This window comes from Pseudomonas sp. MS646 (assembly GCF_036693845.1).
In the GTDB taxonomy this organism is placed as follows: domain Bacteria; phylum Pseudomonadota; class Gammaproteobacteria; order Pseudomonadales; family Pseudomonadaceae; genus Aquipseudomonas; species Aquipseudomonas chlororaphis_E.
Map to the genome: position 1 here is coordinate 6,206,376 of NZ_CP144763.1, position 22,398 is coordinate 6,228,773.

Annotated in this window: 23 protein-coding genes; 2 read left to right on the top strand and 21 right to left on the bottom strand. The window is 59.4% G+C overall.

Translation table 11 applies throughout. The annotated features are described in order from the left end of the window. Positions 1 to 39 precede the first annotated feature (39 nt). The 3 genes from nadE to V3H56_RS27570 are packed head-to-tail and all read right to left on the bottom strand — an operon-like array spanning position 40 to position 2,779. Positions 40 to 891, bottom strand: coding sequence for an ammonia-dependent NAD(+) synthetase (nadE, locus tag V3H56_RS27560; protein ID WP_047739384.1), 852 nt, complete (start codon positions 889 to 891; stop codon positions 40 to 42). A 1-nt stretch (position 892) separates the two neighbouring features. Next, complete coding sequence (gene pncB / locus V3H56_RS27565; protein ID WP_047739383.1) at positions 893 to 2,122, bottom strand: nicotinate phosphoribosyltransferase; 1,230 nt, start codon at positions 2,120 to 2,122, stop codon at positions 893 to 895. A gap of 9 nt (positions 2,123 to 2,131) precedes the next feature. After that, positions 2,132 to 2,779 (bottom strand): isochorismatase family protein, encoded by a 648-nt coding sequence (locus tag V3H56_RS27570; protein ID WP_047739382.1) that lies wholly within the window; start codon positions 2,777 to 2,779, stop codon positions 2,132 to 2,134. A gap of 169 nt (positions 2,780 to 2,948) precedes the next feature. Between V3H56_RS27570 and V3H56_RS27575 the strand changes: the two genes are divergently transcribed. Together V3H56_RS27575 and V3H56_RS27580 are read left to right on the top strand one after the other, a co-directional pair. Continuing rightward, positions 2,949 to 3,506, top strand: a complete 558-nt coding sequence (locus V3H56_RS27575) for an adenylyltransferase/cytidyltransferase family protein (RefSeq protein WP_047739381.1) — start codon at positions 2,949 to 2,951, stop codon at positions 3,504 to 3,506. Next, entirely contained in the window at positions 3,496 to 4,203 is a 708-nt protein-coding gene (locus V3H56_RS27580) for an NUDIX hydrolase (RefSeq protein WP_123579287.1), read from the top strand. Before V3H56_RS27575 ends, V3H56_RS27580 begins: the two co-directional genes overlap by 11 nt. 3 nt (positions 4,204 to 4,206) lie before the next feature. On the opposite strand, the gene V3H56_RS27585 is transcribed toward V3H56_RS27580, so the two are convergent. From V3H56_RS27585 to mnmG, 18 genes are all read right to left on the bottom strand, one after another. After that, complete coding sequence (locus V3H56_RS27585) at positions 4,207 to 5,463, bottom strand: HipA domain-containing protein (RefSeq protein WP_042727800.1); 1,257 nt, start codon at positions 5,461 to 5,463, stop codon at positions 4,207 to 4,209. Continuing rightward, entirely contained in the window at positions 5,456 to 5,914 is a 459-nt protein-coding gene (locus V3H56_RS27590) for a helix-turn-helix transcriptional regulator (RefSeq protein WP_042727801.1), read from the bottom strand. Before V3H56_RS27590 ends, V3H56_RS27585 begins: the two co-directional genes overlap by 8 nt. A 313-nt stretch (positions 5,915 to 6,227) precedes the next feature. Further along, positions 6,228 to 8,063: a glutamine--fructose-6-phosphate transaminase (isomerizing) gene (glmS, locus tag V3H56_RS27595; protein WP_053150624.1), complete on the bottom strand. Its 1,836-nt coding sequence runs from the start codon at positions 8,061 to 8,063 to the stop codon at positions 6,228 to 6,230. A 1-nt stretch (position 8,064) separates the two neighbouring features. After that, positions 8,065 to 8,841 carry a DeoR family transcriptional regulator gene (locus V3H56_RS27600; protein ID WP_042727803.1) on the bottom strand — a complete coding sequence of 259 codons (777 nt, stop codon included), beginning with the start codon at positions 8,839 to 8,841 and terminating at the stop codon, positions 8,065 to 8,067. 206 nt (positions 8,842 to 9,047) lie between these two features. Next, a complete protein-coding gene (glmU, locus tag V3H56_RS27605) occupies positions 9,048 to 10,415 on the bottom strand; it encodes a bifunctional UDP-N-acetylglucosamine diphosphorylase/glucosamine-1-phosphate N-acetyltransferase GlmU (RefSeq protein WP_123579289.1) in 1,368 nt (455 codons plus the stop codon). A 114-nt stretch (positions 10,416 to 10,529) separates the two neighbouring features. Continuing rightward, positions 10,530 to 10,955 carry a F0F1 ATP synthase subunit epsilon gene (locus V3H56_RS27610; protein WP_024777790.1) on the bottom strand — a complete coding sequence of 142 codons (426 nt, stop codon included), beginning with the start codon at positions 10,953 to 10,955 and terminating at the stop codon, positions 10,530 to 10,532. A 45-nt stretch (positions 10,956 to 11,000) separates the two neighbouring features. After that, positions 11,001 to 12,377: a F0F1 ATP synthase subunit beta gene (gene atpD / locus V3H56_RS27615; RefSeq protein ID WP_042727805.1), complete on the bottom strand. Its 1,377-nt coding sequence runs from the start codon at positions 12,375 to 12,377 to the stop codon at positions 11,001 to 11,003. A 27-nt stretch (positions 12,378 to 12,404) separates the two neighbouring features. Beyond that, positions 12,405 to 13,265 carry a F0F1 ATP synthase subunit gamma gene (atpG, locus tag V3H56_RS27620; RefSeq protein WP_030139034.1) on the bottom strand — a complete coding sequence of 287 codons (861 nt, stop codon included), beginning with the start codon at positions 13,263 to 13,265 and terminating at the stop codon, positions 12,405 to 12,407. 50 nt (positions 13,266 to 13,315) lie between these two features. Continuing rightward, the gene (atpA, locus tag V3H56_RS27625; RefSeq protein ID WP_042727806.1) at positions 13,316 to 14,860 is read right to left on the bottom strand and encodes a F0F1 ATP synthase subunit alpha; all 1,545 of its coding nucleotides are present in this window, start codon (positions 14,858 to 14,860) and stop codon (positions 13,316 to 13,318) included. Between the two features lie 21 nt (positions 14,861 to 14,881). Then, positions 14,882 to 15,418, bottom strand: coding sequence for a F0F1 ATP synthase subunit delta (locus tag V3H56_RS27630; protein ID WP_003187192.1), 537 nt, complete (start codon positions 15,416 to 15,418; stop codon positions 14,882 to 14,884). Between the two features lie 12 nt (positions 15,419 to 15,430). Continuing rightward, positions 15,431 to 15,901, bottom strand: coding sequence for a F0F1 ATP synthase subunit B (locus V3H56_RS27635; protein ID WP_338474064.1), 471 nt, complete (start codon positions 15,899 to 15,901; stop codon positions 15,431 to 15,433). A gap of 58 nt (positions 15,902 to 15,959) precedes the next feature. After that, positions 15,960 to 16,217, bottom strand: a complete 258-nt coding sequence (gene atpE, locus V3H56_RS27640) for a F0F1 ATP synthase subunit C (protein ID WP_003097235.1) — start codon at positions 16,215 to 16,217, stop codon at positions 15,960 to 15,962. A gap of 134 nt (positions 16,218 to 16,351) precedes the next feature. Beyond that, positions 16,352 to 17,221: a F0F1 ATP synthase subunit A gene (gene atpB / locus V3H56_RS27645; RefSeq protein ID WP_024777786.1), complete on the bottom strand. Its 870-nt coding sequence runs from the start codon at positions 17,219 to 17,221 to the stop codon at positions 16,352 to 16,354. Between the two features lie 16 nt (positions 17,222 to 17,237). Further along, positions 17,238 to 17,645 carry a F0F1 ATP synthase subunit I gene (locus V3H56_RS27650; RefSeq protein ID WP_042727807.1) on the bottom strand — a complete coding sequence of 136 codons (408 nt, stop codon included), beginning with the start codon at positions 17,643 to 17,645 and terminating at the stop codon, positions 17,238 to 17,240. A gap of 148 nt (positions 17,646 to 17,793) precedes the next feature. Next, the gene (locus tag V3H56_RS27655; RefSeq protein WP_042727808.1) at positions 17,794 to 18,666 is read right to left on the bottom strand and encodes a ParB/RepB/Spo0J family partition protein; all 873 of its coding nucleotides are present in this window, start codon (positions 18,664 to 18,666) and stop codon (positions 17,794 to 17,796) included. 9 nt (positions 18,667 to 18,675) lie between these two features. Beyond that, a complete protein-coding gene (locus V3H56_RS27660; protein ID WP_003187199.1) occupies positions 18,676 to 19,473 on the bottom strand; it encodes a ParA family protein in 798 nt (265 codons plus the stop codon). 18 nt (positions 19,474 to 19,491) lie between these two features. Next, positions 19,492 to 20,127, bottom strand: a complete 636-nt coding sequence (rsmG, locus tag V3H56_RS27665) for a 16S rRNA (guanine(527)-N(7))-methyltransferase RsmG (protein ID WP_199925106.1) — start codon at positions 20,125 to 20,127, stop codon at positions 19,492 to 19,494. Between the two features lie 5 nt (positions 20,128 to 20,132). After that, positions 20,133 to 22,031 (bottom strand): tRNA uridine-5-carboxymethylaminomethyl(34) synthesis enzyme MnmG, encoded by a 1,899-nt coding sequence (gene mnmG / locus V3H56_RS27670; protein ID WP_047739375.1) that lies wholly within the window; start codon positions 22,029 to 22,031, stop codon positions 20,133 to 20,135. Between the last annotated feature and the right edge of the window lie 367 nt (positions 22,032 to 22,398).

The following is a 22,398-nucleotide window of genomic DNA, read 5'->3' on the forward strand; positions in this document are numbered from 1 at the left end:
ATCCACTCCCTTCGAGATCCGTGTCCCATTAAACACTGTTCAGGCGGCCTCGCCGTCAATCGGCACGGCCGGGACCCGGGGCAGCGCTCGCTTGTGCGCCGTCCTGGCGTAGGCGCCCTCGATGATCCGTTGCGCCTCGGGCGAGACCTCTTCGCCCATCAGGTACGCATCGATTTCCTCGTAGCGGCAGCCATAGGCGTCTTCATCCAGCTTGCCAGGGGCCAGGTCCTCCAGGTCCGCGGTCGGCGCCTTGTGCACCAGGTGCGCCGGGGCGCCCAGGGCGTCGGCCAACCCGCGGACCTGGGTCTTCGTCAGCCCGGACAACGGCGCCAGGTCACACGCACCGTCGCCAAACTTGGTGAAAAAGCCCATCACCGCCTCCGCGCCATGATCGGTGCCCACCACCAATCCCTGGCTCAGGTTGGCGATGGCGTATTGCGCCAGCATCCGGGCCCGGGCCTTGGCGTTGCCCTTGGCGAAGTCGGTGAGCGCTGCCGAAGGCTGCAAGCCGTCGAGGACGATATCGGCCATTAGCCCGTCCACGCATGCGGCGATGTTGCACGTGGTGATCACGTCCGGCTGGATGAAATCCAGGGCTGCCTGGGCATCCTGTTCGTCGGCCTGGGCTTTGTAGGGCAACCGGACGGCAATGAAACGCGCCTCGTGGTTTTCATCCCGCAGTTGCTTGACCGCCCTCTGGCACAGCAACCCGGCCGTGAGCGAATCGACACCGCCACTGATGCCCAGCACCAGGGACGTACAACCCGACTCGCGCAGAACCTGCTGGATGAACGCGACGCGACGGGCAATCTCGGCGGCTTCACCGCCTGGTTTGAGTTGGCGATCGATGCCCAGTTCCCGGGCAATGGTCTGTTGCACAAGCGAAGTCATATCAGGCTCCCAGTTGTGGATTGATCAGAGCAACGTTGAACACTTGAGCGGCGTACCGCAGGAACGAAACATCCTCACAGACATTCTTGACCGGATCGTCGGAGAACTTCACGACCGGCTCGCCATGGACCCGCACCAGTTTCATGACGATGCTCAGCGGCTCGACACCGTCGACATCGCAAGCCAGGCTGGTGCCCATCCCGAAGCCGAACTTGGCCTTGCCACGCACATGCCGCAGGATCGGCAGGCATTTTTCGAAATTGAGGCCGTCGGAAAACATCAGGTCCTTGGTGCGCGGATCGACACCCAGCGCCTTGTAGCGGTCCAGCACCTTGTCAGCCCAGAGGATAGGGTCACCGGAATCCTGGCGCAGGCCGTCATAGAGCTTGGCGAAGTACAGGTCGAAGTCCTTGAGGAAGAAGTCGGTGCTGATGCAGTCCGTGAGCGCGATGCCCAGGCGGCCGCGATACTCGCGTACCCAGTTTTCCAGCGCGGCGTTCTGGCTCTCGCGCAACCGGCCCAGTTGCTGGTGCACCATCAGCCACTGGTGGGCCATCGTGCCGATCAGCGGCAGGTCGAACTCGTAGGCCAGGTGAGCGTTGCTGGTGCCGACAAAAACCCCGGGGAAATCGCTGCGCATGACGCTCACCACTTCGCGCTGGGCCCGGAACGACAGCCGCCGACGGGTGGAGAAGTCCGAGACACGGAACTCGGCGAGCTCTTCACGGCTGGCGTTTTTCTCCAGCCATTCGAACTTCTGGTACAGCTTGCGGGTGACGTCGGCCAACTCGACATCCGGGTACTTCTCGCGGTTGCGCAACTCACTGACCATGGCCAGTACCGGTTGCTCGAACATGATGCAGTGCAACATCGGGCCACGGACGCGGATATGCAGTTGGCCGTCGACTTCCGACACATGGATGTAGCGCAGATTGAAGCGGAACAGGCCAAGAAACTGTTCGAAGTCGGCGGTCAGGTACTCGCGAAAACGCTTGTTGAACAGGAACCGCTGCTCGCCTTCGCGCAGTTGCAAGCCGGCGAGTTTCTCCAGTTCGACCCGAATCTGCGGGATCAGGTGGCCAAGCCGCTCCTTGGAACGCACGATGAACTGGTATTCCACTTCCACGTTGGGGTGCTGGTGCAAGACCGCCTGCATCATGGTGAAGGTGTAGTAGTCGGTATCCAAAAGGCTCTGGATGGTGCCGTTGCTTGAATCGAATGCGCTGTCCATGGGTCTTCCTTACACGCTTGCCAGTTGAACGGTTTCTTCGCGAGTCGCGGCCACCGCGATGCCCGCTTGCTGCATATCCCGGATGGCCTGGAGGGCGCCCTCCTCGCTGATGGCCCGGCAGGCCGGCAAGTGGATGATCACCTTGAGCCCGGCGCCCGCCAGTTGCAGCGCGGTGGTCTTGACGCAGAAATCCAGCGCCAGCCCGCCGACGATGACCTGCTCGACACCTTGGCCCTTGAGGTACTCGATCACCCCGGTAGAGAGCTTGCCGTGCAAGTCGTGGTAGCAGGCGCCGTACGGGTGCAGGTCCGGCTCGACGCCCTTCCAGATGAAATAGTCGTAGTCGTAAGGCGTCGGCAGTTCGTCCAGCAGGGTGAAACCTTCGGTGCCGGGCACACAGTGACTGACCCATGTGATGTCGGCGTGCGCGAGCCCGGTGGGCTTGAGCATCTGCGCATGGTCGGCGACCACCCAGGGCGCCTGGGGCGAGTGGGCATCCTTGCTGCCGATGCGCAGGCTGGCCAGGGAAGCGATGAAGTTCAACTCACCGCCGATCTGCTCGCCGCCAGGCACCGGCAGCTCATCAGGGCAGAGCGGGGTAAAGCTCTTTTGCGCATCGACATCGAAGGAAGCGGTTTTGCGAGTCAGGCTGTTCATGCTGGGTTTCTCCTGTTCATGGTCGCTACAGTACACAACATGTACTTTCACAACAAGCTTCGTCTGCAAAATTTTTTCACTACCATATCTATTGGATATGGGATCCGGAAGATGTCGTTTGAGATCTTTGGTGATAAAGTACACGTCACGTACCAATAGAGGATCAGCCATGTTCGAGATTGCGCTTTATGGCGGTGCCTTCAATCCGCCTCACGCCGGCCACGCCCAGGTGATGATCGAGGCGTCCCGCCAGGCCCGGCGAGTACTGGTGGCCCCCAGTTTCAGGCACCCTTGCGGCAAACGAATGGTCGACTATGAGGTGCGTATGAAGTGGCTGGAGTCGATCGTCGAGCACATCCAACCGCTGTGCCGCACCGAAGTGAGCGCCAGCCGGGTGGAGCAGCTCGTGGCCCGTGGCGTCGAAGGCCCCATCTACAGTTACACCCTGCTCGCCCACCTCGCCGACAGCCTGGCCCTGGACGGCAAGCGGATCGCGCTGGTGGTGGGCCAGGATGTGGCCGAGCAGTTGCCGAGCTTCTATCGCGGCCAGGCATTGCTGGAGCGTTTTTCCATCCTGTGCGTGGAGGAAAGGCTCCACGTGCGCAGCACACTGCTGCGCGAACGCCTGGCCCTGGGCGAACCGCTGCCCAGCCACTGGATGGCACCGGGCATGGACCCGTTAAACTATGACCTTTATGCGACCTACGGAAACCGACATGCGCAATAGCACCGCCCCCACGCGCGATTACCTGCATACCATCGACCTCTGCGTGCTGCGCTTCAACCGGCAAGCCCAGGCCATCGAAATTCTCTTGAACCGCAGGGAGGCCGAACCGTTCGCCGGCCACTGGGCGCTGCCCGGGATCGTAGTCAATGGGGGGGTTGAAGACCTGACGCTGAACGACGCCGTGGAGCGCCTGCGTCACTCCAACAAGGTAGGGATGCCACTGGCCTGGATCGAACAGGTCGGCACCGTTGGCGACGCCTTCCGCGACCCGCGTTGCTGGTCGTCGTCGACGTTCTACCTGGCGATTGCCAGCGAGGCGGTCCAGCTCGCCGAGCACCAGGGTTTCTTCCCGCTCAAGGACGTCGCGGATGCCGCGATCAAACTGCCTTTCGATCACAACAGCCTGGTGGCCGCCGTCCAGGAACGGCTGTTGTCCAAATCCCTCTACAGCAGCCTGCCGCTGATGTTCCTCGGCACCGAGTTCAGCGCGCCGCAAGCCGTGGGCATCTTCTCTGTGGTGCTCGAACGCCCGGTACTCAAGACCAGCATGCGCCAGCGCCTGCTGAAGATGACCGAAGCAGGCTACCTGCAAGAGACCGGGCGCAAGAAAAGCGGCGACGGCGGCCGCCCCCAGCGCACGCTGGAAAACCTGAAGCCGGGCAGCGTTTATCTTTTTGACCGGTGTTTTCTGGAATAGCGCTTAGCGAGCAAGCGCAAATGCTGGCGCCATCCGCTCCTGCTCATTGCTTGAGATGCCCAGATAGCACGCGACCCTGGGCCATTTTCTGACGACGCCCTGGAATCTTTGGATGGTTTGTCTGGCATCGTCAGCAGAGACGCGGAAGTAGCCGGCCACGCTCATTGCCAAATCAAGGTCTATGGCGTTATCAGCCTCTGAAACGTTGAGCCTCAGGCCAGTGTCACCAGGGACAGGGTTCATGTCATACGCAGGCGAAAGACGCCAACCGCGCCCTGGCTCCAATAGGAAGCCATGGTTTCGTAGATGATCGTCAGTATTCGAAACCAGCATGTTGAAAACAATTCTTCGCCAAAGCTCGGGAAGATCTACGTCGGCAGCGGCTCCCTCCCTGACCAATACCTCTGCAATCTCCAGGTAACTGGCCCCTGTCTCATGCCCATCACCATCTTGGTGGTCCGTCAGGGTCATCGCTGAAGCAAAGTGAAGTCGGCCCCCCCTTGCTGTTCTGTCAAAGCGCTTAACCATGAAACAGTGATACTCACTCGCGTACCGTTGCGCTTTTCCTTCAGCCACATATAGCCCACAGCCTTGAGCCAATGTGTTGACGACCATCTCCCAGCCGCCCACGTCGTGGGCGTCTCTATTACTGGGAAATTTTCCTATCCAGAGAGCCTGATCGTCATCAACTACGCTTGCCTTGGGCCTCGCTCCACCCAGAGAACCACCTGGAGCGATGAGCATTCGAATCCAGTCCTGACCCTGAGCACCCCGATCCTCGCCAGCTTCAAATCGACGAGAAGCCTCTTCAAGCTCACGCATGCGGGCCATCGGTGGGGCGGCATGCTCCATATGGGCATCAAGGAACGCTCCTTCTTCCTCGACTTTGAAACGCAGTCCCCCTACCCGGTAGGCGTCGTGAACCCCGATGAGATAGTCCGAGTCAAACAGCCGTGCGTCCTGCGGTGCGACTCCAGCTCTTTTATCCCGCTCCAAGCGACGATCCATCAGCAGTCGCCCCCATCGATCAGGCGAGGAGTCCGATATGCACCCAAAGCAATTTCTCGCTGGATATTGCCTCCCTTCGTAAGGCTGAATCCGAGGGTCTATCGCAATCTGAGTGTGAATGGTTTGAAGAACAGCCCGCGCGTACTCAAACTCCATACGTTCGGATCCTGCCAATCTGCGGGAATGAAGGGTTCCAAGCAGTACGGGTGCTGTTTCATTCCAGTCTGCGTAGACGAAAATCCTTTCAGGCATCGTCTTCCCCTAAAAGCTTCTTAGCGAGTTCAGAGCTTGTCTGGCTTCGGCTATAAGCGGCTGGTGATGCAGAACTATTATCTTTTGCTGAGACGCTGACCAAGTTGTCCCAATGAAACTGCGGCAGCTTTACTTTTGGCTTGATGTGCTCGACTGCAGAACGCCCTTTCAATTCAGCATCTTGCAGATCACGGCCTAACTCATCCGTGCGCGCGAGCAATTCAAGGTCCTTCTCCAGGCCCAAGGCTACCAATACCGAGACGTAAGCCCCTATGGTTACAGCAGGACTGCCACTTTCCAGCGCCCTTAACGTTGGGGCGCTCATGCCCGCACGCGCAGCCATTTGCGTCGCAGTGATCTTACGACGCTTACGAGCCAGCTCGATCCGTTCGCCAAGCTGGCGCAGGAGCCGCTCAGCGGATGGCATGAGGGGTGCTGTTTTTTTGGGCATGGCCGTATTTTTTCAATTTCTTTGAGGATTTGAAAAAATACTAGCACAGAGATGCCTGATATCGGCTTCCAATGAGGAAAAGTGAAATTATTTTTTTAATATTTAGAAAAAAAAGAAAAAATACCTTCAAACCCAAATTTGGTTTCTCAAGATGAGCCCAGATGTTTAGTCGGGTTCTCTTCAGCTATTTGGCGAAGCGCCAGCCATGCGTAAAGGACGATGCGGCTTGGACGAATGAGCGGGTTTAGCAGCGCTAAACCCGCTCAGATTCATTACGCAGAATCACCAAGAAACCTGGCTCTTGGTGGACGACTCACTCCACCGTCACAGACTTCGCCAGATTGCGCGGCTGGTCCACGTCCGTGCCCTTGAGCACGGCCACGTAGTACGACAGCAGTTGCAGCGGGAGGGTGTAGAGGATCGGCGACAGGATGTCGTGGATGTGCGGCATGTGCACCACGTGGGTGCCTTCGCCGTTGGTCATGCCGGCTTTTTCGTCGGCGAAGACGATCAACTGGCCGCCGCGGGCGCGCACTTCCTGCAGGTTGGACTTGAGTTTTTCCAGCAGCTCGTTGTTCGGTGCCACGGTGACCACCGGCATGTCGTTGTCCACCAGGGCCAACGGGCCATGCTTGAGCTCGCCGGCAGGGTAGGCTTCGGCGTGGATGTAGGAAATTTCCTTGAGCTTCAAGGCCCCTTCCATCGCCACCGGGAATTGCGCGCCACGGCCGAGGAACAGGGTGTGGTTTTTCTCGGCGAACAGCTCGGCGATTTTTTCCACGGTGCTGTCCATCGCCAGGGCCTCGCCCAGGCGCGTCGGCAGGCGGCGCAGTTCTTCCACCAGTTTTGCCTCGACGCCCTCGGCCAACGTGCCGCGCACCTGACCCAACGACAGGGTCAACAGCAACAGGCCGACCAGCTGGGTGGTGAACGCCTTGGTCGACGCCACGCCGATCTCGCGGCCAGCCTGGGTCAGCAGGGTCAGGTCGGACTCACGCACCAGTGAGCTGATGCCCACGTTGCAGATCGCCAGGCTGGCGAGGAAGCCCAGCTCCTTGGCGTTGCGCAGGGCCGCCAGGGTGTCGGCGGTTTCGCCGGACTGGGAAATGGTGACGAACAGCGAATCGGGTTGCACCACCACCTTGCGGTAACGGAACTCGCTGGCCACTTCGACCTGACACGGAATCCCGGCCAACTCTTCCAGCCAGTAACGGGCGACCATGCCGGCGTGATAGCTGGTGCCGCACGCGACGATCTGCACATTGCGCACCTTGGCGAACAGCTCGGCCGCTTGCGGGCCGAAGGCCTGGACCAGCACCTGGGTCTGGCTCATGCGCCCTTCCAGGGTGCGTTGCACCACGGCTGGCTGCTCATGGATTTCCTTGAGCATGAAGTGACGGAACTCGCCCTTGTCGGCGGCTTCGGCGCCGTCGCGGTACTGAACGGTTTCACGTTCGACGGCTTTGCCCTCGATGTCCCAAATCTGCACGCTGTCGCGGCGGATCTCGGCGATATCGCCCTCTTCCAGGTACATGAAGCGGTCGGTGACCTGGCGCAGGGCCAACTGGTCGGACGCCAGGAAGTTTTCCCCAAGGCCGAGGCCGATCACCAACGGGCTGCCGCTGCGGGCCGCCACCAGGCGATCCGGCTGTTTGGCGCTGATGACCGCCAGGCCATAGGCGCCGTGCAGTTCCTTGACGGTCGCCTTGAGGGCTGCGGTCAAGTCCGCCAGGTCCTTGAGCTTGTGGTTGAGCAGGTGGGCGATGACTTCGGTGTCGGTGTCGGAAGTGAACACATAGCCGAGCGCCTTGAGCTGTTCACGCAGGGCTTCGTGGTTTTCGATGATGCCATTGTGCACCACCGCCAGGTCGCCGCCGGAGAAATGCGGGTGGGCGTTACGCTCGCACGGCGCGCCGTGGGTGGCCCAGCGGGTATGTGCGATGCCAAGGCGACCGATCAGCGGCTCGGCGTCCAGCGCCTGTTCCAGCTCGCTGACCTTGCCCGGGCGGCGCATCCGCTCAAGCGTCTGGTCGTTGGTGAAAACCGCCACGCCGGCACTGTCGTAGCCGCGATATTCCAGGCGCTTGAGGCCTTCGATCAAGATTGCAGTGATATTACGTTCAGCAACGGCGCCGACAATTCCACACATGTTATTTCTCCTGGCTGACAGACGCGCAGATCACATTGATGCCGCGGGCCTGAATCTGATCGCGGGCCTCTACGGGCAGGCGATCATCGGTAATGAGGGTATGGACGCTGCTCCACGGCAGTTCCAGGTTGGGGATCTTGCGGCCGATCTTGTCGGCCTCCACCATCACGATCACTTCGCGGGCAACCTCAGCCATCACACGGCTCAGGCCCAGCAGTTCGTTGAAGGTGGTGGTGCCACGGACCAGATCGATACCGTCGGCACCGATGAACAACTGGTCGAAGTCATAGGAACGCAGGACCTGTTCGGCGACCTGGCCCTGGAATGATTCGGAATGCGGGTCCCAGGTGCCACCGGTCATCAACAGCACCGGTTCGTGCTCCAGCTCGTTCAGGGCCCTGGCGACGTGCAGGGAGTTGGTCATGACTACCAGCCCGGGCTGCTGGCCCAGTTGAGGGATCATGGCCGCCGTGGTGCTGCCGCTGTCGATGATGATGCGCGCGTGTTCGCGGATCCGCTTCACAGCGGCCCGGGCAATCGCCTGCTTGTAGCTGGAGACGGCTTTCCCGTTGTCGGCCACCAGCTCCTGCGGCATCGGCACCGCGCCACCGTAGCGGCGCAGCAACAGGCCGTTGGTTTCCAGGGCGGCGAGATCCTTGCGAATCGTAACCTCCGAGGTTTCGAAGCGTTTGGCCAGCTCATCCACACTGACCTCACCCTGCTCCTGGAGTAAGGCAAGGATATTGTGGCGGCGCTGTGGCGTATTGCGTTTCGACATGGCGAGATAAGTTTCGATTCGAAAGATAACGTAAGCAATCAAAACCTATTGCCGTGCAATCGTCAAGGCGGGGGCAGAAAAATTCAGAAATCATTAGATCAATGTGGGAGCGGGCTTGCTCGCGAAGGGGTCGAATCAGACAGTACAGCATGAACTGACACGACGCTTTCGCGAGCAAGCCCGCTCCCACAGGGGTTGTGGATAACTTAGGACTTCTTGATTTTCTCTGGACGCTTCCAGTTATCGATGTTGCGCTGACGCGCGCGCCCTACGGCCAGTTGCGATTTATCCACATTCTGGTTGATGGTCGACCCGGCTGCTGTCGTCGCGCCGCTGGAGATATCCACAGGCGCAACCAGGGAGTTGTTGGAGCCGATGAACACGTCCTCCCCCAACACGGTCTTCCACTTGTTCGCGCCATCGTAGTTGCACGTGATGGTGCCGGCGCCAATGTTGGTGCGGGCGCCGACCTCGGCGTCGCCCAGGTAGGTCAGGTGACCGGCCTTGGCGCCTTCGCCCAGGTGCGCGTTCTTCAGCTCGACGAAGTTACCCACATGGGCGCGAGCATCCAGCACGGAGCCGGGGCGCAAACGGGCGAACGGGCCGGCGTCGCTGCCTTCGCCCATGATCGCGCCGTCCAGGTGACTGTTGGCCTTGATCACCGCACCCTTGCGCAACGTGCTGTCCTTGATCACGCAGTTCGGGCCGATGACCACGTCATCTTCGATCACCACGTTGCCCTCGAGGATGACGTTGATGTCGATGACCACATCGCGACCCACGCTAACCTCACCGCGCACATCGAAACGGGCCGGGTCGCGCAGGGTCACGCCCTGGGCCATCAGGCGGCGGGCGGCGCGCAGTTGATAATGACGCTCCAGCTCGGCCAACTGCCGGCGGTCGTTGGCGCCCTGCACTTCCATGGCATCCAGGGGTTGCTCGGTGGCCACCACCAGGCCGTCCGCGACTGCCATGGCAATCACATCGGTCAGGTAGTACTCGCCCTGGGCGTTGTTGTTCGAAAGGCGGCTCATCCAGTCACCCAGGCGCGCGGCCGGTACGGCGAGAATCCCGGTGTTGCCCTCGGTGATAGCAAGTTGGGCCTGGTTGGCGTCCTTCTGCTCGACAATCTCGGTGACCTGGCCGTCGGCATTGCGCACGATGCGCCCGTAACCCGTGGGGTCATCCAGCTCGACGGTCAGCAGGCCCAGCTGTTGTGGCGCAACCTGCTTGAGCAGGCGTTGCAGGGTGTCGACCTCGATCAGCGGTACGTCGCCATACAGGATCAGTACCGTGTCGGCGGTGATGAACGGCACGGCCTGGGCGACGGCATGGCCGGTCCCCAGTTGCTTGTCCTGCAGGACGAAATTCAGGTCATCGGCGGCCAGGCGTTCACGAACGGCATCGGCGCCGTGGCCGATCACGACATGGATGCGCTGTGGATCAAGTTGCCGAGCGCTGTGGATAACATGGCCAAGCATGGAACGCCCCGCCACCGGATGCAGTACCTTGGGCAGCGCCGAGCGCATGCGGGTGCCTTGACCGGCCGCGAGGATAACGATTTCGAGAGACATGACTGGCTACCAATCCTGGGTGGTCAGCGGCTGCGACCAGATGATGAGTGTCGGAAAAAGAAAAAGGGTAGCCGAGGCTACCCTTTTTAATCAATCACGCAGAAAGCGGACGGCTTAGCCGCCGAACTTCTTGCGGATCTGCTGGACGGTGCGCAGCTGGGCTGCGGCCTCGGCCAGACGTGCAGCAGCAGAACCGTAGTCGAAGTCTGCGCCTTTTTCGTGCAGGGCCTTCTCGGCAGCCTTGACGGCTTCCTGAGCGGAGGCTTCGTCCAGGTCGGCAGCACGTTGCACGGTGTCGGCAAGGACCTTGACCATGTTCGGCTGAACCTCGAGGAAACCACCCGAGATGTAGAACACCTCTTTTTCCCCGCCCTGCTTGGTCAGACTAATCGGACCTGGCTTCAAGCTGGTGATCAGCGGTGCGTGCCCCAGGGCGATACCAAGATCCCCCAGTTCACCGTGCGCAACCACAAACTCGACCAGACCGGAGAAAATTTCCCCTTCCGCACTGACGATATCGCAATGGACTGTCATAGCCATCTGATTGCCTCAACCTAAATTAGCGCCCGTTGCCGGGCGCCGGGATTACAGTTTCTTGGCTTTCTCGATCGCTTCTTCGATGCCGCCGACCATGTAGAACGCTTGTTCTGGCAGGTGGTCGTAGTCACCGTTGAGGATGCCTTTGAAGCCAGCAATGGTGTCTTTCAGGGAAACGTATTTACCCGAGGCACCGGTGAAGACTTCAGCCACGAAGAACGGCTGCGACAAGAAGCGCTGGATCTTACGAGCACGGGCTACCAACTGCTTGTCGGTTTCCGACAGCTCGTCCATACCCAGGATCGCGATGATGTCCTTCAGCTCTTTGTAGCGCTGCAGCACGTACTGAACGCCACGAGCGGTCTCGTAGTGCTCGGTGCCGATCACGTTCGGGTCCAGCTGACGGGAAGTCGAGTCCAGTGGGTCTACCGCTGGGTAGATACCCAGGGAAGCGATGTCACGGGACAGAACGACGGTGGCGTCCAAGTGGGCGAAGGTGGTCGCTGGCGACGGGTCGGTCAAGTCGTCCGCTGGTACGTATACCGCCTGGATCGAGGTGATCGAGCCTTGCTTGGTCGAAGTGATGCGCTCTTGCAGCACGCCCATCTCTTCAGCCAGGGTCGGCTGGTAGCCTACTGCCGAAGGCATACGGCCCAGCAGTGCGGATACTTCGGTACCGGCCAGGGTGTAACGGTAGATGTTGTCGACGAACAGCAGAACGTCGTTACCTTCGTCACGGAACTTCTCGGCCATGGTCAGGCCGGTCAGGGCTACGCGCAGACGGTTTCCCGGCGGCTCGTTCATCTGGCCGTAGACCAGTGCCACTTTGTCCAGAACGTTGGAATCCTTCATCTCGTGGTAGAAGTCGTTACCCTCACGAGTACGCTCACCCACACCGGCGAACACGGAATAACCGCTGTGCTCGATGGCGATGTTACGGATCAGTTCCATCATGTTCACGGTCTTGCCTACACCGGCACCACCGAACAGACCGACTTTACCGCCCTTGGCGAACGGGCAAACCAGGTCGATAACCTTGATGCCGGTTTCCAGCAGGTCGTTGCCGCCCGCTTGTTCAGCGAAAGACGGCGCAGGACGGTGAATGCCCCAACGCTCTTCTTCGCCGATCGGGCCCGCTTCGTCGATCGGGTTGCCCAGTACGTCCATGATCCGGCCCAGGGTCGCTTTACCGACCGGTACGGAGATGGCTGCGCCAGTGTTGTTGACGTCCAGACCGCGCTTCAAGCCTTCGGTGGAGCCCATCGCAATGGTACGAACCACGCCGTCGCCCAGCTGCTGCTGGACTTCCAGGGTGGTTTCGGCGCCTTGAACCTTCAAGGCGTCGTAGATGCTCGGTACGCTGTCGCGTGGGAATTCCACGTCGATAACGGCGCCGATGATTTGAACGATACGTCCGCTACTCATAGCTGGATCCTCTGAATATTTGAACCGTTAAACCGCGGCAGCGCCGCCGACGATTTCCGAGATCTCTTGGGTGATCGCAGCCTGACGCGCCTTGTTGTAGATCAGCTGCAAATCGCTGATCAAATCACCGGCGTTGTCGGTAGCGTTCTTCATCGCGATCATCCGCGCGGCTTGTTCAGCTGCGTTGTTCTCGACCACCGCCTGGTAGACCTGCGACTCCACGTAGCGGACCATCAAGCCGTCGAGCAGCTCCTTGGCATCCGGTTCGTAGAGATAGTCCCAGTGGTGCTTGAGTTCCTGTTCCGGGGTCGCCACCAGTGGAATCAACTGCTCCACGGTCGGCTGTTGCGTCATGGTGTTGATGAACTTGTTGGATACCACGGACAGGCGGTCGATCCGGCCTTCCAGGTAAGCATCCAGCATCACCTTGACGCTGCCGATCAGGTCATTGATCGACGGCTCTTCACCCAGGTGGCTGATAGCAGCGACGACGTTACCGCCGAAGTTGCGGAAGAAAGCCGCACCCTTGCTACCGACCACGCACAGATCGATCTCGACGCCTTGTTCGCGGTTTACCGCCATGTCCTTGACCAGGGCCTTGAACAGGTTGGTGTTCAAGCCACCGCACAGACCACGGTCACTGCTCACCACGACGTAACCGACGCGCTTGACGGCGCGGTCGATCATGAACGGGTGGCGGTATTCCGGGTTGGCGTTGGCCAGATGACCAATCACCTGGCGGATGCGCTCCGCATAAGGACGGCTAGCAGCCATGCGCATTTGTGCCTTGCGCATTTTGCTGACCGCCACTTTTTCCATGGCGCTGGTAATCTTTTGCGTGCTTTTGATGCTCGCAATCTTACTGCGAATCTCTTTTGCGCCTGCCATGTAACACCTATCAGGTTAGCAAGCGGGAGCCTTGCGGCTCCCGCTGCGGCTTACCAGGTTTGGGTGGCCTTGAACTTCTCGATACCAGCCTTCAGGCCAGCGTCGATTTCGTCATTGAAGTCACCCTTCACGTTGATCTTGGCCATCAAATCGGCGTGATCGCGGTTGAAGAAAGCAATCAGCGCTTGTTCGAAGCTGCCGATCTTGGTGATTTCAATGTCAGTCAGGAACCCACGCTCAGCGGCATACAGCGACAGCGCCATGTCAGCGATCGACATCGGTGCGTATTGCTTCTGCTTCATCAGCTCGGTAACGCGCTGACCATGCTCAAGTTGCTTACGGGTCGCTTCGTCCAGGTCAGAAGCGAACTGGGCGAATGCCGCCAGTTCACGGTACTGGGCCAGGGCGGTACGGATACCACCGGACAGCTTCTTGATGATCTTGGTCTGAGCGGCACCACCTACACGGGATACCGAAACACCGGCGTTCACAGCAGGACGGATGCCCGAGTTGAACATGGCCGATTCCAGGAAGATCTGACCGTCGGTGATGGAAATCACGTTGGTCGGAACGAACGCGGAAACGTCGCCAGCCTGGGTTTCGATGATCGGCAGGGCGGTCAGGGAACCGGTCTTGCCAGTCACTGCGCCGTTGGTGAACTTCTCGACGTACTCTTCCGAAACGCGGGAAGCGCGCTCCAGCAGACGGGAGTGGAGATAGAACACGTCGCCTGGGTAGGCTTCACGGCCTGGTGGACGGCGCAGCAGCAGGGAGATCTGGCGGTAAGCCACTGCCTGCTTGGACAGATCGTCATAAACGATCAGCGCGTCTTCACCGCGGTCGCGGAAGTATTCGCCCATGGTGCAACCGGAGTACGGTGCCAGGAATTGCAGTGCGGCCGATTCCGAAGCACTGGCTGCCACAATGATGGTGTTGGCCAGGGCGCCGTTTTCTTCCAGCTTGCGAACCACGTTGGCGATGGTCGATTGTTTCTGACCGATGGCTACGTAGACGCAGAAGATGCCGCTGTTTTTCTGGTTGATGATCGCGTCGATCGCCAGAGCGGTCTTACCAATCTGACGGTCACCGATGATCAGCTCGCGCTGGCCACGGCCGACAGGGATCATGGCATCGACAGCCTTGTAGCCAGTCTGGACAGGCTGGTCTACCGACTTACGCCAGATCACGCCAGGAGCAACTTTCTCGACCGCGTCGGTCTCGGTGTTGTTCAGCGGACCTTTGCCGTCAACAGGGTTACCCAGTGCGTCGACAACGCGACCCAGCAGTTCCTTACCTACCGGAACTTCGAGGATGCGGCCAGTGCACTTGGCGCTCATGCCTTCAGCCAGAGTCGTGTATGCGCCCAGTACCACGGCACCTACAGAGTCTTGCTCCAGGTTGAGGGCCATACCGTAGACGCCGCCCGGAAACTCGATCATTTCGCCGTACATGACGTCGGCCAGACCGTGAATCCGCACGATGCCGTCAGATACGCTGACGACAGTGCCTTCGTTACGGGCTTGGGAGGTCACATCGAGCTTTTCGATGCGGCCCTTGATAATTTCACTTATTTCGGAAGGATTGAGTTGCTGCATTGCTCTGCTGCCCCTTCAAACTCAAGATTTCAATGCTTCGGCAAGTTTCGCGATTTTGCCGCGAATCGAGCCATCGATAACCAGGTCGCCGGCGCGGATGACAACGCCCCCAATCAGGGACTTGTCTTCCTCGACTTGCAGGCGCACTTCCCGGTTGAGTCGTGCACTGAGAACCTTGGCGAGTTTGTCTTGCTGTTCTTGGTTCAATGCAAAAGCACTGGTCACTTCCACGTCTACCGACTTCTCTTGCTCAGCCTTGTACAGGTCGAAAAGAGCGGCGATCTCCGGCAGAAGCGGGAGACGGTCGTTTTCGGCAACGACGTGAATGAAATTCTGTGCCTTGGCATCGAACTTGTCGCCGCACACGTCAATGAACGTGGCGGCCTTTTCTGCGCTCGTCAGTCGCGGGGCCTTGAGCACGCGCTGCATGGTGTCGTCTTGCGACACCGCTGCAGCCAGGCCGAGCATGGCTGACCAATTGGCCAGTTGCTGGTGGGCCTGAGCGTGCTCGAAGGCCGCCTTAGCGTAAGGTCGGGCCAACGTGGTCAGTTCTGCCATGATCGCCCTCGCTTAGATTTCAGCAGCCAGTTGGTTAACCAGCTCTGCGTGCGCGTTTTGATCGATTGTGGCACCCAGGATCTTCGAAGCACCGCCAACGGCCAGGCTACCCACTTGGGCACGCAGCGCGTCTTTGACACTGTTGAGTTCCTGTTCGATCTCGGCTTGAGCCTGAGCCTTCACACGGTCAGCTTCGACGCGAGCCTGTTCACGGGCTTCGTCGACAATCTGGGTACCGCGTTTCTTGGCTTGCTCGATGATTTCAGCTGCCTGAGCTTTCGCTTCGCGCAGTTGCTGACCCACTTTCTCATGGGCCAACTCCAGGTCGCGAGCTGCTCGGCTGGCAGTGTCCAGACCATCAGCGATCTTCTTTTGACGTTCGTGCAATGCCGCAATGACCGGAGGCCATACGAATTTCATGCAGAACAGTACAAAAATCAGGAACGCAACGGACTGGCCAATCAGGGTCGCATTAATGTTCACGCCAACACCTCGCAGTTACGTTGTCCATCACATCAAACTACTCGAAGAATCCGAGTAATTAGCCAGCGATCTGACCAACGAACGGGTTCGCAAAGGTGAAGAACAGAGCGATACCAACACCGATCATGGTGACGGCGTCGAGCAGACCGGCAACGATGAACATTTTGACTTGCAGCATAGGAACCATTTCCGGTTGACGCGCAGCGCCTTCCAGGAACTTGCCGCCCAGCAGGCCGAAACCAATTGCGGTACCCAGTGCGCCCAGGCCGATCAACAGTGCAACAGCGATAGCGGTTAGACCAACTACAGTTTCCATCTTTCCTCCCGACTTTTACGTCGTATGGTTTAGGTTTTTTTAATTTAAAGCGGGTAAAACAAATCGTTTCATCAGCCCTGTTCGGGCTCCTTCCCGTTTGACCGGGAAGGACATCAGACTAGTCGAGACTGGCCTTAATGGTTTTCTTCGTGCGCCATCGACAGGTAGACGATGGTCAGCATCATGAAGATGAACGCCTGCAGGGTGATGATCAGGATGTGGAACACAGCCCACGCCCACTGCAGGACGACGCCCAGGCCGCTGAGCCACAACAGGCCGCTGCCGAACATCACGGCGATCAGGATGAACACCAGCTCGCCGGCATACATGTTGCCGAACAGACGCAGGGCCAGGGAAATCGGCTTGGCGATCAGGGTCACGAATTCCAGCAGGAAGTTCACCGGGATCAGCAGGGCTTGAACCAGGATGTTCTTGCTGCCGAACGGGTGCAGGGTCAGTTCGCCGATGAAGCCGCCGATGCCCTTGACCTTGATGCTATAGAAAATGATGAGTGCGAAAACCGAGAACGCCATGCCCAGGGTCGCGTTCGGGTCGGTGGTCGACACGGCGCGGAACGGGATGTGGTGGTCGCCGGAGATCAGGATGGCCAGTTGAGGAATCCAGTCGACCGGTACCAGGTCGACGGCGTTCATCAGGAACACCCAGACGAAGATGGTCAGCGCCAGCGGTGCGATCACCGGGCTACGGCCATGGAAGCTGTCTTTCACGCTGCCATCGACGAATTCGACCAGTACTTCAACGAAATTCTGCAGTGCACCAGGCTGGCCGGAGGTCGCCTTCTTTGCCGCCATGCGGAAAAGGAAAACGAAGATCAGGCCCAGTGCGACCGACCAGCCGAGGGTATCGACGTGGAAAGCCCAAAAGCCCATTTCCTTGGCTTCTGCTGCGGAGTGGGCAAAGCCCCAGCCGCCGTTGGGTAGCTGACCGAAGGTCAGGTTCTGCAAGTGGTGCTGGATATAGCCCGAAGCGGTTGTCTCTGCCATGGTTGCCTCAAACGCCCTAAGGTCTCGAAAGTCTTGTTCTCATCAGCAGGGGAGCGAACCAGCTGACCAGTTGGGTCAGCACGAAGACGCCGAATACAGCCAGCGGCGCCAATGGCTTCACACCTGCAAACGTCAGTGCAAACAGCACTGCCGTCAAAATCAGTTTCCCCGCTTCACCGGCATAGAAAGACCGGACGATAGCCTGGGCTGCTCGGGCGCCGGAAAACCGAAAGGCCCTGTGAGCAAAGTAAATATTGGGGAGCAAGGCTATCAGGCCTCCGCAAAGACCTGAGTATCCGGCGACGACACCTTTGCATTGCCAGAGCGCCAATGTGGCGATCAGTACAACGACAAACTGAGTCATCAATACCGGGAAAACTGCCAGACGATGGAACGGCAAGCGGTTTGGCGTGCGGGTTTCCATCGCTTTTGCTCTCCAAGGGTCGGCCGCCATAATTCAATAACTTGGCATAATTTGTGCCGACAAAATGCGCGCAGAGTATAGGGGCGGTTCTGCCCCTATTCAACTGCCAGGTAGTGATTTCCGACTGCGCGCTACAAGGGCAATTGTTTCAGCGAATGTGTGCAAGGACACCTTGCAGCTCATCGAGGGAGTTGTAACCAATCACCAATTGCCCCTTGCCCTTCTTGCCGTGGCGAATCTGCACCGCAGAGCCCAGGCGCTCGGCCAGGCGCTGTTCGAGGCGGGCGATATCCGGGTCGGGTTTGGAGGGTTCGACAGGGGCTGGTTTGCCACTGAGCCACTGGCGGACCAGTGCCTCGGTCTGGCGCACGGTGAGACCACGTGCGACAACGTGTCGCGCCCCTTCAACCTGTTGATTTTCCGGCAATCCCAGCAATGCCCGGGCATGCCCCATCTCCAGATCGCCATGGGACAGCATGGTCTTGATGACTTCCGGCAATGCAATCAGCCGCAGCAGGTTGGCCACGGTCACACGCGACTTGCCCACGGCCTCGGCCACTTGTTGCTGGGTCAGTTGGAATTCCTGCTGCAAGCGCTGCAGGGCCACCGCTTCTTCGACCGGGTTGAGGTCTTCACGCTGGATGTTCTCGATCAGCGCCATGGCGATGGCGGCTTCATCGGGCACATCGCGCACCATTGCCGGAATGGTCTCCTGGCCGGCCTGCTGGCTGGCCCGCCAACGGCGTTCACCGGCAATGATCTCGAAACGGCCATTGGCGATCGGACGCACCACGATCGGCTGCATCACGCCCTGGTTCTTGATCGACTGGGCCAATTCTTCCAGCGCCTGGGGATCCATGTCCCGGCGCGGTTGGTATTTACCCCGCTGGATCAGGTCCAGCGGCAGGTGTTGCAACTCACGCTGATCCACCTGCACGGCCTGTTCTTCCAGCGAACTGACCGTAGGACCGCTGAGCAGTGCATCCAGTCCACGTCCGAGACCTCGTTTCTTGACGGCCATGGGGATTCCTTAAGTTGGCTGGGCTGCAGCGGTGCGTGGATTACGGCGCTGGCGGCGAACCATCTCGCCGGCCAGGGCCAGGTAGGCCAGCGCACCACGGGATTGTTTGTCGTAGGCCAGCGCCGGCATGCCGTAGCTCGGCGCTTCGGCCAGGCGGATGTTGCGCGGGATGACCGTGTCGTAGAGCTGCTCGCCGAAATGTTCCTTGAGCTGAGCCGAGACGTCGTTCATCAGGCTCAGGCGCGGGTCGTACATCGTCCGCAGCAGGCCTTCGACCTTCAACTCCGGGTTCAGCAGCTCGGCGATGCGCTTGATGTTATCCACAAGGTCGCTCAACCCTTCCAGGGCGAAATACTCGCACTGCATGGGGATGATCACGCCATCGGCGGCCACCAAGGCATTGAGCGTGAGCATCGACAGCGACGGCGGGCAGTCGATCAGGATGTAGTCGTAATTCTCCCGGATCGGTGCTAACGCACTGCGCAGGCGGCTCTCCTTCATCTGCATTTCCAGCAGGACCACTTCGGCCGCCGTCAGGTCGCGGTTGGCCGGCAGCAGTTGATAACCGCCGTGTTCGGAAAAATGCATGGCCTGGCCCAGATCGCACTCACCGATCAGGACGTCGTAGATGGAGTTTTCCAAGCCATGTTTATCCACACCGCTACCCATGGTGGCGTTGCCCTGTGGATCGAGATCGATCAGCAGCACCCGGCGCTTGGTCGCGACCAGGGATGCTGCGAGGTTGATGCAGGTGGTGGTCTTGCCCACACCACCCTTCTGGTTCGCTATCGCGAATACCTTAGCCATTCTTGCTTGTGTTCCCAATCATGCCGTGCGGCGCAGTATCAGCAGATGGCGTTGGCCTTGGCAACCGGGTACGGCCAGGGCGTGTTCGCTATCGAGGTGGAAGTCTGCCGGCAATGCTACCAGCTCATCGGCCGGATGAACGCCCTTCATTGCCAGCCAGCGCGTATTGGCGTCGCCCAGGTGGCGAGTCCAGTTGCTGAAGTTCTCCATGCTGCTGAACGCCCGGGAAATGATCCCGTTGAACGGCTCGGCAGGCTGGAACGCTTCGACGCGACTGTGGATAACTTGCAGGTTATCCAGCTTGAGTTCGAGTTTGACCTGGGTCAGGAAGCGGGTTTTCTTGCCGTTGCTGTCCAGGCAGGTCACTTGCGAGTCGGGAAACAGGATCGCCAGCGGGATTCCCGGCATGCCGCCGCCGCTGCCCACGTCCAGCCAGCGACCGTCTTCGATGAAGGACATGACGCTGAGACTGTCGAGCAAATGGCGCGAGACCATTTCATCCGGATCACGCACGGCGGTCAGGTTGTAGGCCTTGTTCCACTTGATCAACAGCGCCAGATAACCCAGCAACTGCGCGTGCTGGGCTTCGGTCAGGCTGACGCCAAGCTGCCGGGCACCTGTGGATAACTCTTCGGCGTGTTGCGAGGTGACCATCGAACTCAAGCGCTTTGCTCCAACTGGCGGCCTGCGCCGCGTTTTTTCAAATGAATCATCAACAGGGAAATGGCCGCCGGGGTCACACCCGGGATGCGCGAAGCCTGGCCCAGGGTCTCGGGACGCGTGGCGCCGAGCTTGCTCTGGATTTCCTTCGACAACCCGGAAATACCGGTGTAATCGATATCCACAGGCAGCTTGGTGTCTTCGCTGGCGCGCAGGCGGGCGATTTCATCCTGCTGGCGGTCGATGTAACCGGCGTACTTGGTCTTGATCTCGACCTGTTCAGCCACCTGCGGATCTTCCGCGCTCTGGCCGGTCACTTCCACCAGCCCGGCATAATCGATTTCCGGACGGCTCAAGAGGTTGAGCAGGTTGTATTCGTGGGTCAGCGGCGTACCGAATTTCGCCGCGATGGCATCGCCCTGCTCGGTACCGGGACGAACCCAGGTGCTTTTCAGGCGTTGCTCTTCCAGCTCGATGCCTTCGCGCTTCTTGCAGAACGCGGCCCAGCGCACGTCATCCACCAGACCCAGCTCGCGACCTTTCTCGGTCAGGCGCAGGTCGGCGTTGTCTTCACGCAGGATCAGGCGATATTCGGCCCGGGAGGTGAACATCCGATACGGTTCCTGGGTACCCAGGGTGATCAGGTCGTCCACCAGCACGCCGATGTACGCCTCGTCGCGACGCGGACACCAACTGTCCTTGCCCTGGGCGCGCAGCGCAGCGTTGGCGCCGGCCAGCAAACCTTGGGCACCGGCTTCTTCGTAACCGGTAGTGCCGTTGATCTGGCCAGCAAAGAACAGCCCGCCGATGACTTTGGTTTCCAGGCTGTACTTCAGGTCACGCGGATCGAAGTAGTCGTACTCGATGGCGTAGCCCGGACGAACGATGTGAGCGTTCTCCATGCCGCGAATCGATTGCACGATCTGCAGTTGCACGTCGAATGGCAGGGATGTGGAGATGCCGTTCGGGTACAGCTCGTGGGTGGTCAGGCCCTCGGGCTCGATGAAGACCTGATGGCTTTCCTTGTCGGCAAAGCGATGGATCTTGTCTTCGATCGACGGGCAATAACGCGGGCCGATGCCTTCGATTTCACCGGCAGCGGAATACATCGGCGAACGATCGAGGTTCGCCGCAATGATTTCATGGGTGCGGGCATTGGTGTGGGTGATCCAGCAACTGACTTGCCGTGGATGCTGTTCCTTGTTGCCCATGAACGACATGACCGGGATCGGCGTATCGCCAGGCTGCTCGGTCATCACCGAGAAATCCACAGACCGACCGTCGATACGCGGTGGCGTACCGGTTTTCAAGCGCCCGACACGCAATGGCAGCTCACGCAAGCGGTGAGCCAGAGCGATCGACGGCGGATCACCAGCGCGCCCGCCGGAAAAGTTCTGCAAACCAATGTGGATAAGTCCGCCGAGGAAGGTCCCGGTGGTCAACACCACGGAATCGGCGAAGAAACGCAGGCCCATCTGCGTCACGACACCGCGTACCTGATCCTGCTCGACGATCAGGTCATCGGCCGCTTGTTGAAATATCCACAGGTTCGGCTGGTTTTCCAGGATTTCGCGGACAGCGGCCTTGTACAGGATGCGGTCGGCCTGGGCTCGAGTCGCACGCACGGCTGGGCCTTTGCGGCTGTTCAATACGCGAAACTGGATACCACCCTTATCGGTGGCCATGGCCATCGCGCCCCCAAGGGCATCGATCTCCTTGACCAAGTGGCTTTTGCCAATGCCACCAATGGCAGGGTTGCAGCTCATGGCGCCGAGGGTTTCCACGTTATGCGTCAGCAACAGGGTTTTTGCCCCCATGCGTGCTGATGCAAGTGCTGCCTCGGTACCGGCATGACCGCCGCCGATGACGATCACTTCAAAACGGGAAGGGAAATCCACCACGCACCTCGTGCCTGCTTAATTCAGGTAATTCGGAAAATAGGTTTTTGACTCTGGCCCATGGGCGTTTTTCGAGCCAGGTCGGCAAGTATAGGGACTTCGCCCTTTCTAAAGAACCCTTTGCACAAAATTTAACCAGCTGTGGAGAACTCGCGGTTAAAAAAATTAAAAAGAAAGAAATTTATAAAATCCTTGTTTTTATGTTTATTCTTAGACACCCAGCTTTCTGTGGATAAACCTCTACAAGCCTTAATTTACTTACTGTACAGAGATTCAAAACCCTGTGGCCAGGTGGCCATGAGCGGCTTGGATAACCGGTGTAAGCCTGTGGATTAATCGGTAGGTTATCCACAGAGGCGGTTATCTT

Bases quoted from the DNA above. Each gene is read 5' to 3' on its own strand.
- V3H56_RS27655 (WP_042727808.1), bottom strand. From the start codon at position 18,666: ATGGCCGTCAAGAAACGAGGTCTCGGACGTGGACTGGATGCACTGCTC.
- V3H56_RS27660 (WP_003187199.1), bottom strand. From the start codon at position 19,473: ATGGCTAAGGTATTCGCGATAGCGAACCAGAAGGGTGGTGTGGGCAAG.
- glmS (WP_053150624.1), bottom strand. From the start codon at position 8,063: ATGTGTGGAATTGTCGGCGCCGTTGCTGAACGTAATATCACTGCAATC.
- V3H56_RS27575 (WP_047739381.1), top strand. From the start codon at position 2,949: ATGTTCGAGATTGCGCTTTATGGCGGTGCCTTCAATCCGCCTCACGCC.
- nadE (WP_047739384.1), bottom strand. From the start codon at position 891: ATGACTTCGCTTGTGCAACAGACCATTGCCCGGGAACTGGGCATCGAT.
- V3H56_RS27580 (WP_123579287.1), top strand. From the start codon at position 3,496: ATGCGCAATAGCACCGCCCCCACGCGCGATTACCTGCATACCATCGAC.
- atpB (WP_024777786.1), bottom strand. From the start codon at position 17,221: ATGGCAGAGACAACCGCTTCGGGCTATATCCAGCACCACTTGCAGAAC.
- V3H56_RS27585 (WP_042727800.1), bottom strand. From the start codon at position 5,463: ATGCCTGAAAGGATTTTCGTCTACGCAGACTGGAATGAAACAGCACCC.
- V3H56_RS27590 (WP_042727801.1), bottom strand. From the start codon at position 5,914: ATGCCCAAAAAAACAGCACCCCTCATGCCATCCGCTGAGCGGCTCCTG.
- glmU (WP_123579289.1), bottom strand. From the start codon at position 10,415: ATGTCTCTCGAAATCGTTATCCTCGCGGCCGGTCAAGGCACCCGCATG.
- V3H56_RS27630 (WP_003187192.1), bottom strand. From the start codon at position 15,418: ATGGCAGAACTGACCACGTTGGCCCGACCTTACGCTAAGGCGGCCTTC.
- atpA (WP_042727806.1), bottom strand. From the start codon at position 14,860: ATGCAGCAACTCAATCCTTCCGAAATAAGTGAAATTATCAAGGGCCGC.
- rsmG (WP_199925106.1), bottom strand. From the start codon at position 20,127: ATGGTCACCTCGCAACACGCCGAAGAGTTATCCACAGGTGCCCGGCAG.
- V3H56_RS27600 (WP_042727803.1), bottom strand. From the start codon at position 8,841: ATGTCGAAACGCAATACGCCACAGCGCCGCCACAATATCCTTGCCTTA.
- atpE (WP_003097235.1), bottom strand. From the start codon at position 16,217: ATGGAAACTGTAGTTGGTCTAACCGCTATCGCTGTTGCACTGTTGATC.
- V3H56_RS27570 (WP_047739382.1), bottom strand. From the start codon at position 2,779: ATGAACAGCCTGACTCGCAAAACCGCTTCCTTCGATGTCGATGCGCAA.
- atpD (WP_042727805.1), bottom strand. From the start codon at position 12,377: ATGAGTAGCGGACGTATCGTTCAAATCATCGGCGCCGTTATCGACGTG.
- atpG (WP_030139034.1), bottom strand. From the start codon at position 13,265: ATGGCAGGCGCAAAAGAGATTCGCAGTAAGATTGCGAGCATCAAAAGC.
- pncB (WP_047739383.1), bottom strand. From the start codon at position 2,122: ATGGACAGCGCATTCGATTCAAGCAACGGCACCATCCAGAGCCTTTTG.
- V3H56_RS27610 (WP_024777790.1), bottom strand. From the start codon at position 10,955: ATGGCTATGACAGTCCATTGCGATATCGTCAGTGCGGAAGGGGAAATT.
- V3H56_RS27650 (WP_042727807.1), bottom strand. From the start codon at position 17,645: ATGGAAACCCGCACGCCAAACCGCTTGCCGTTCCATCGTCTGGCAGTT.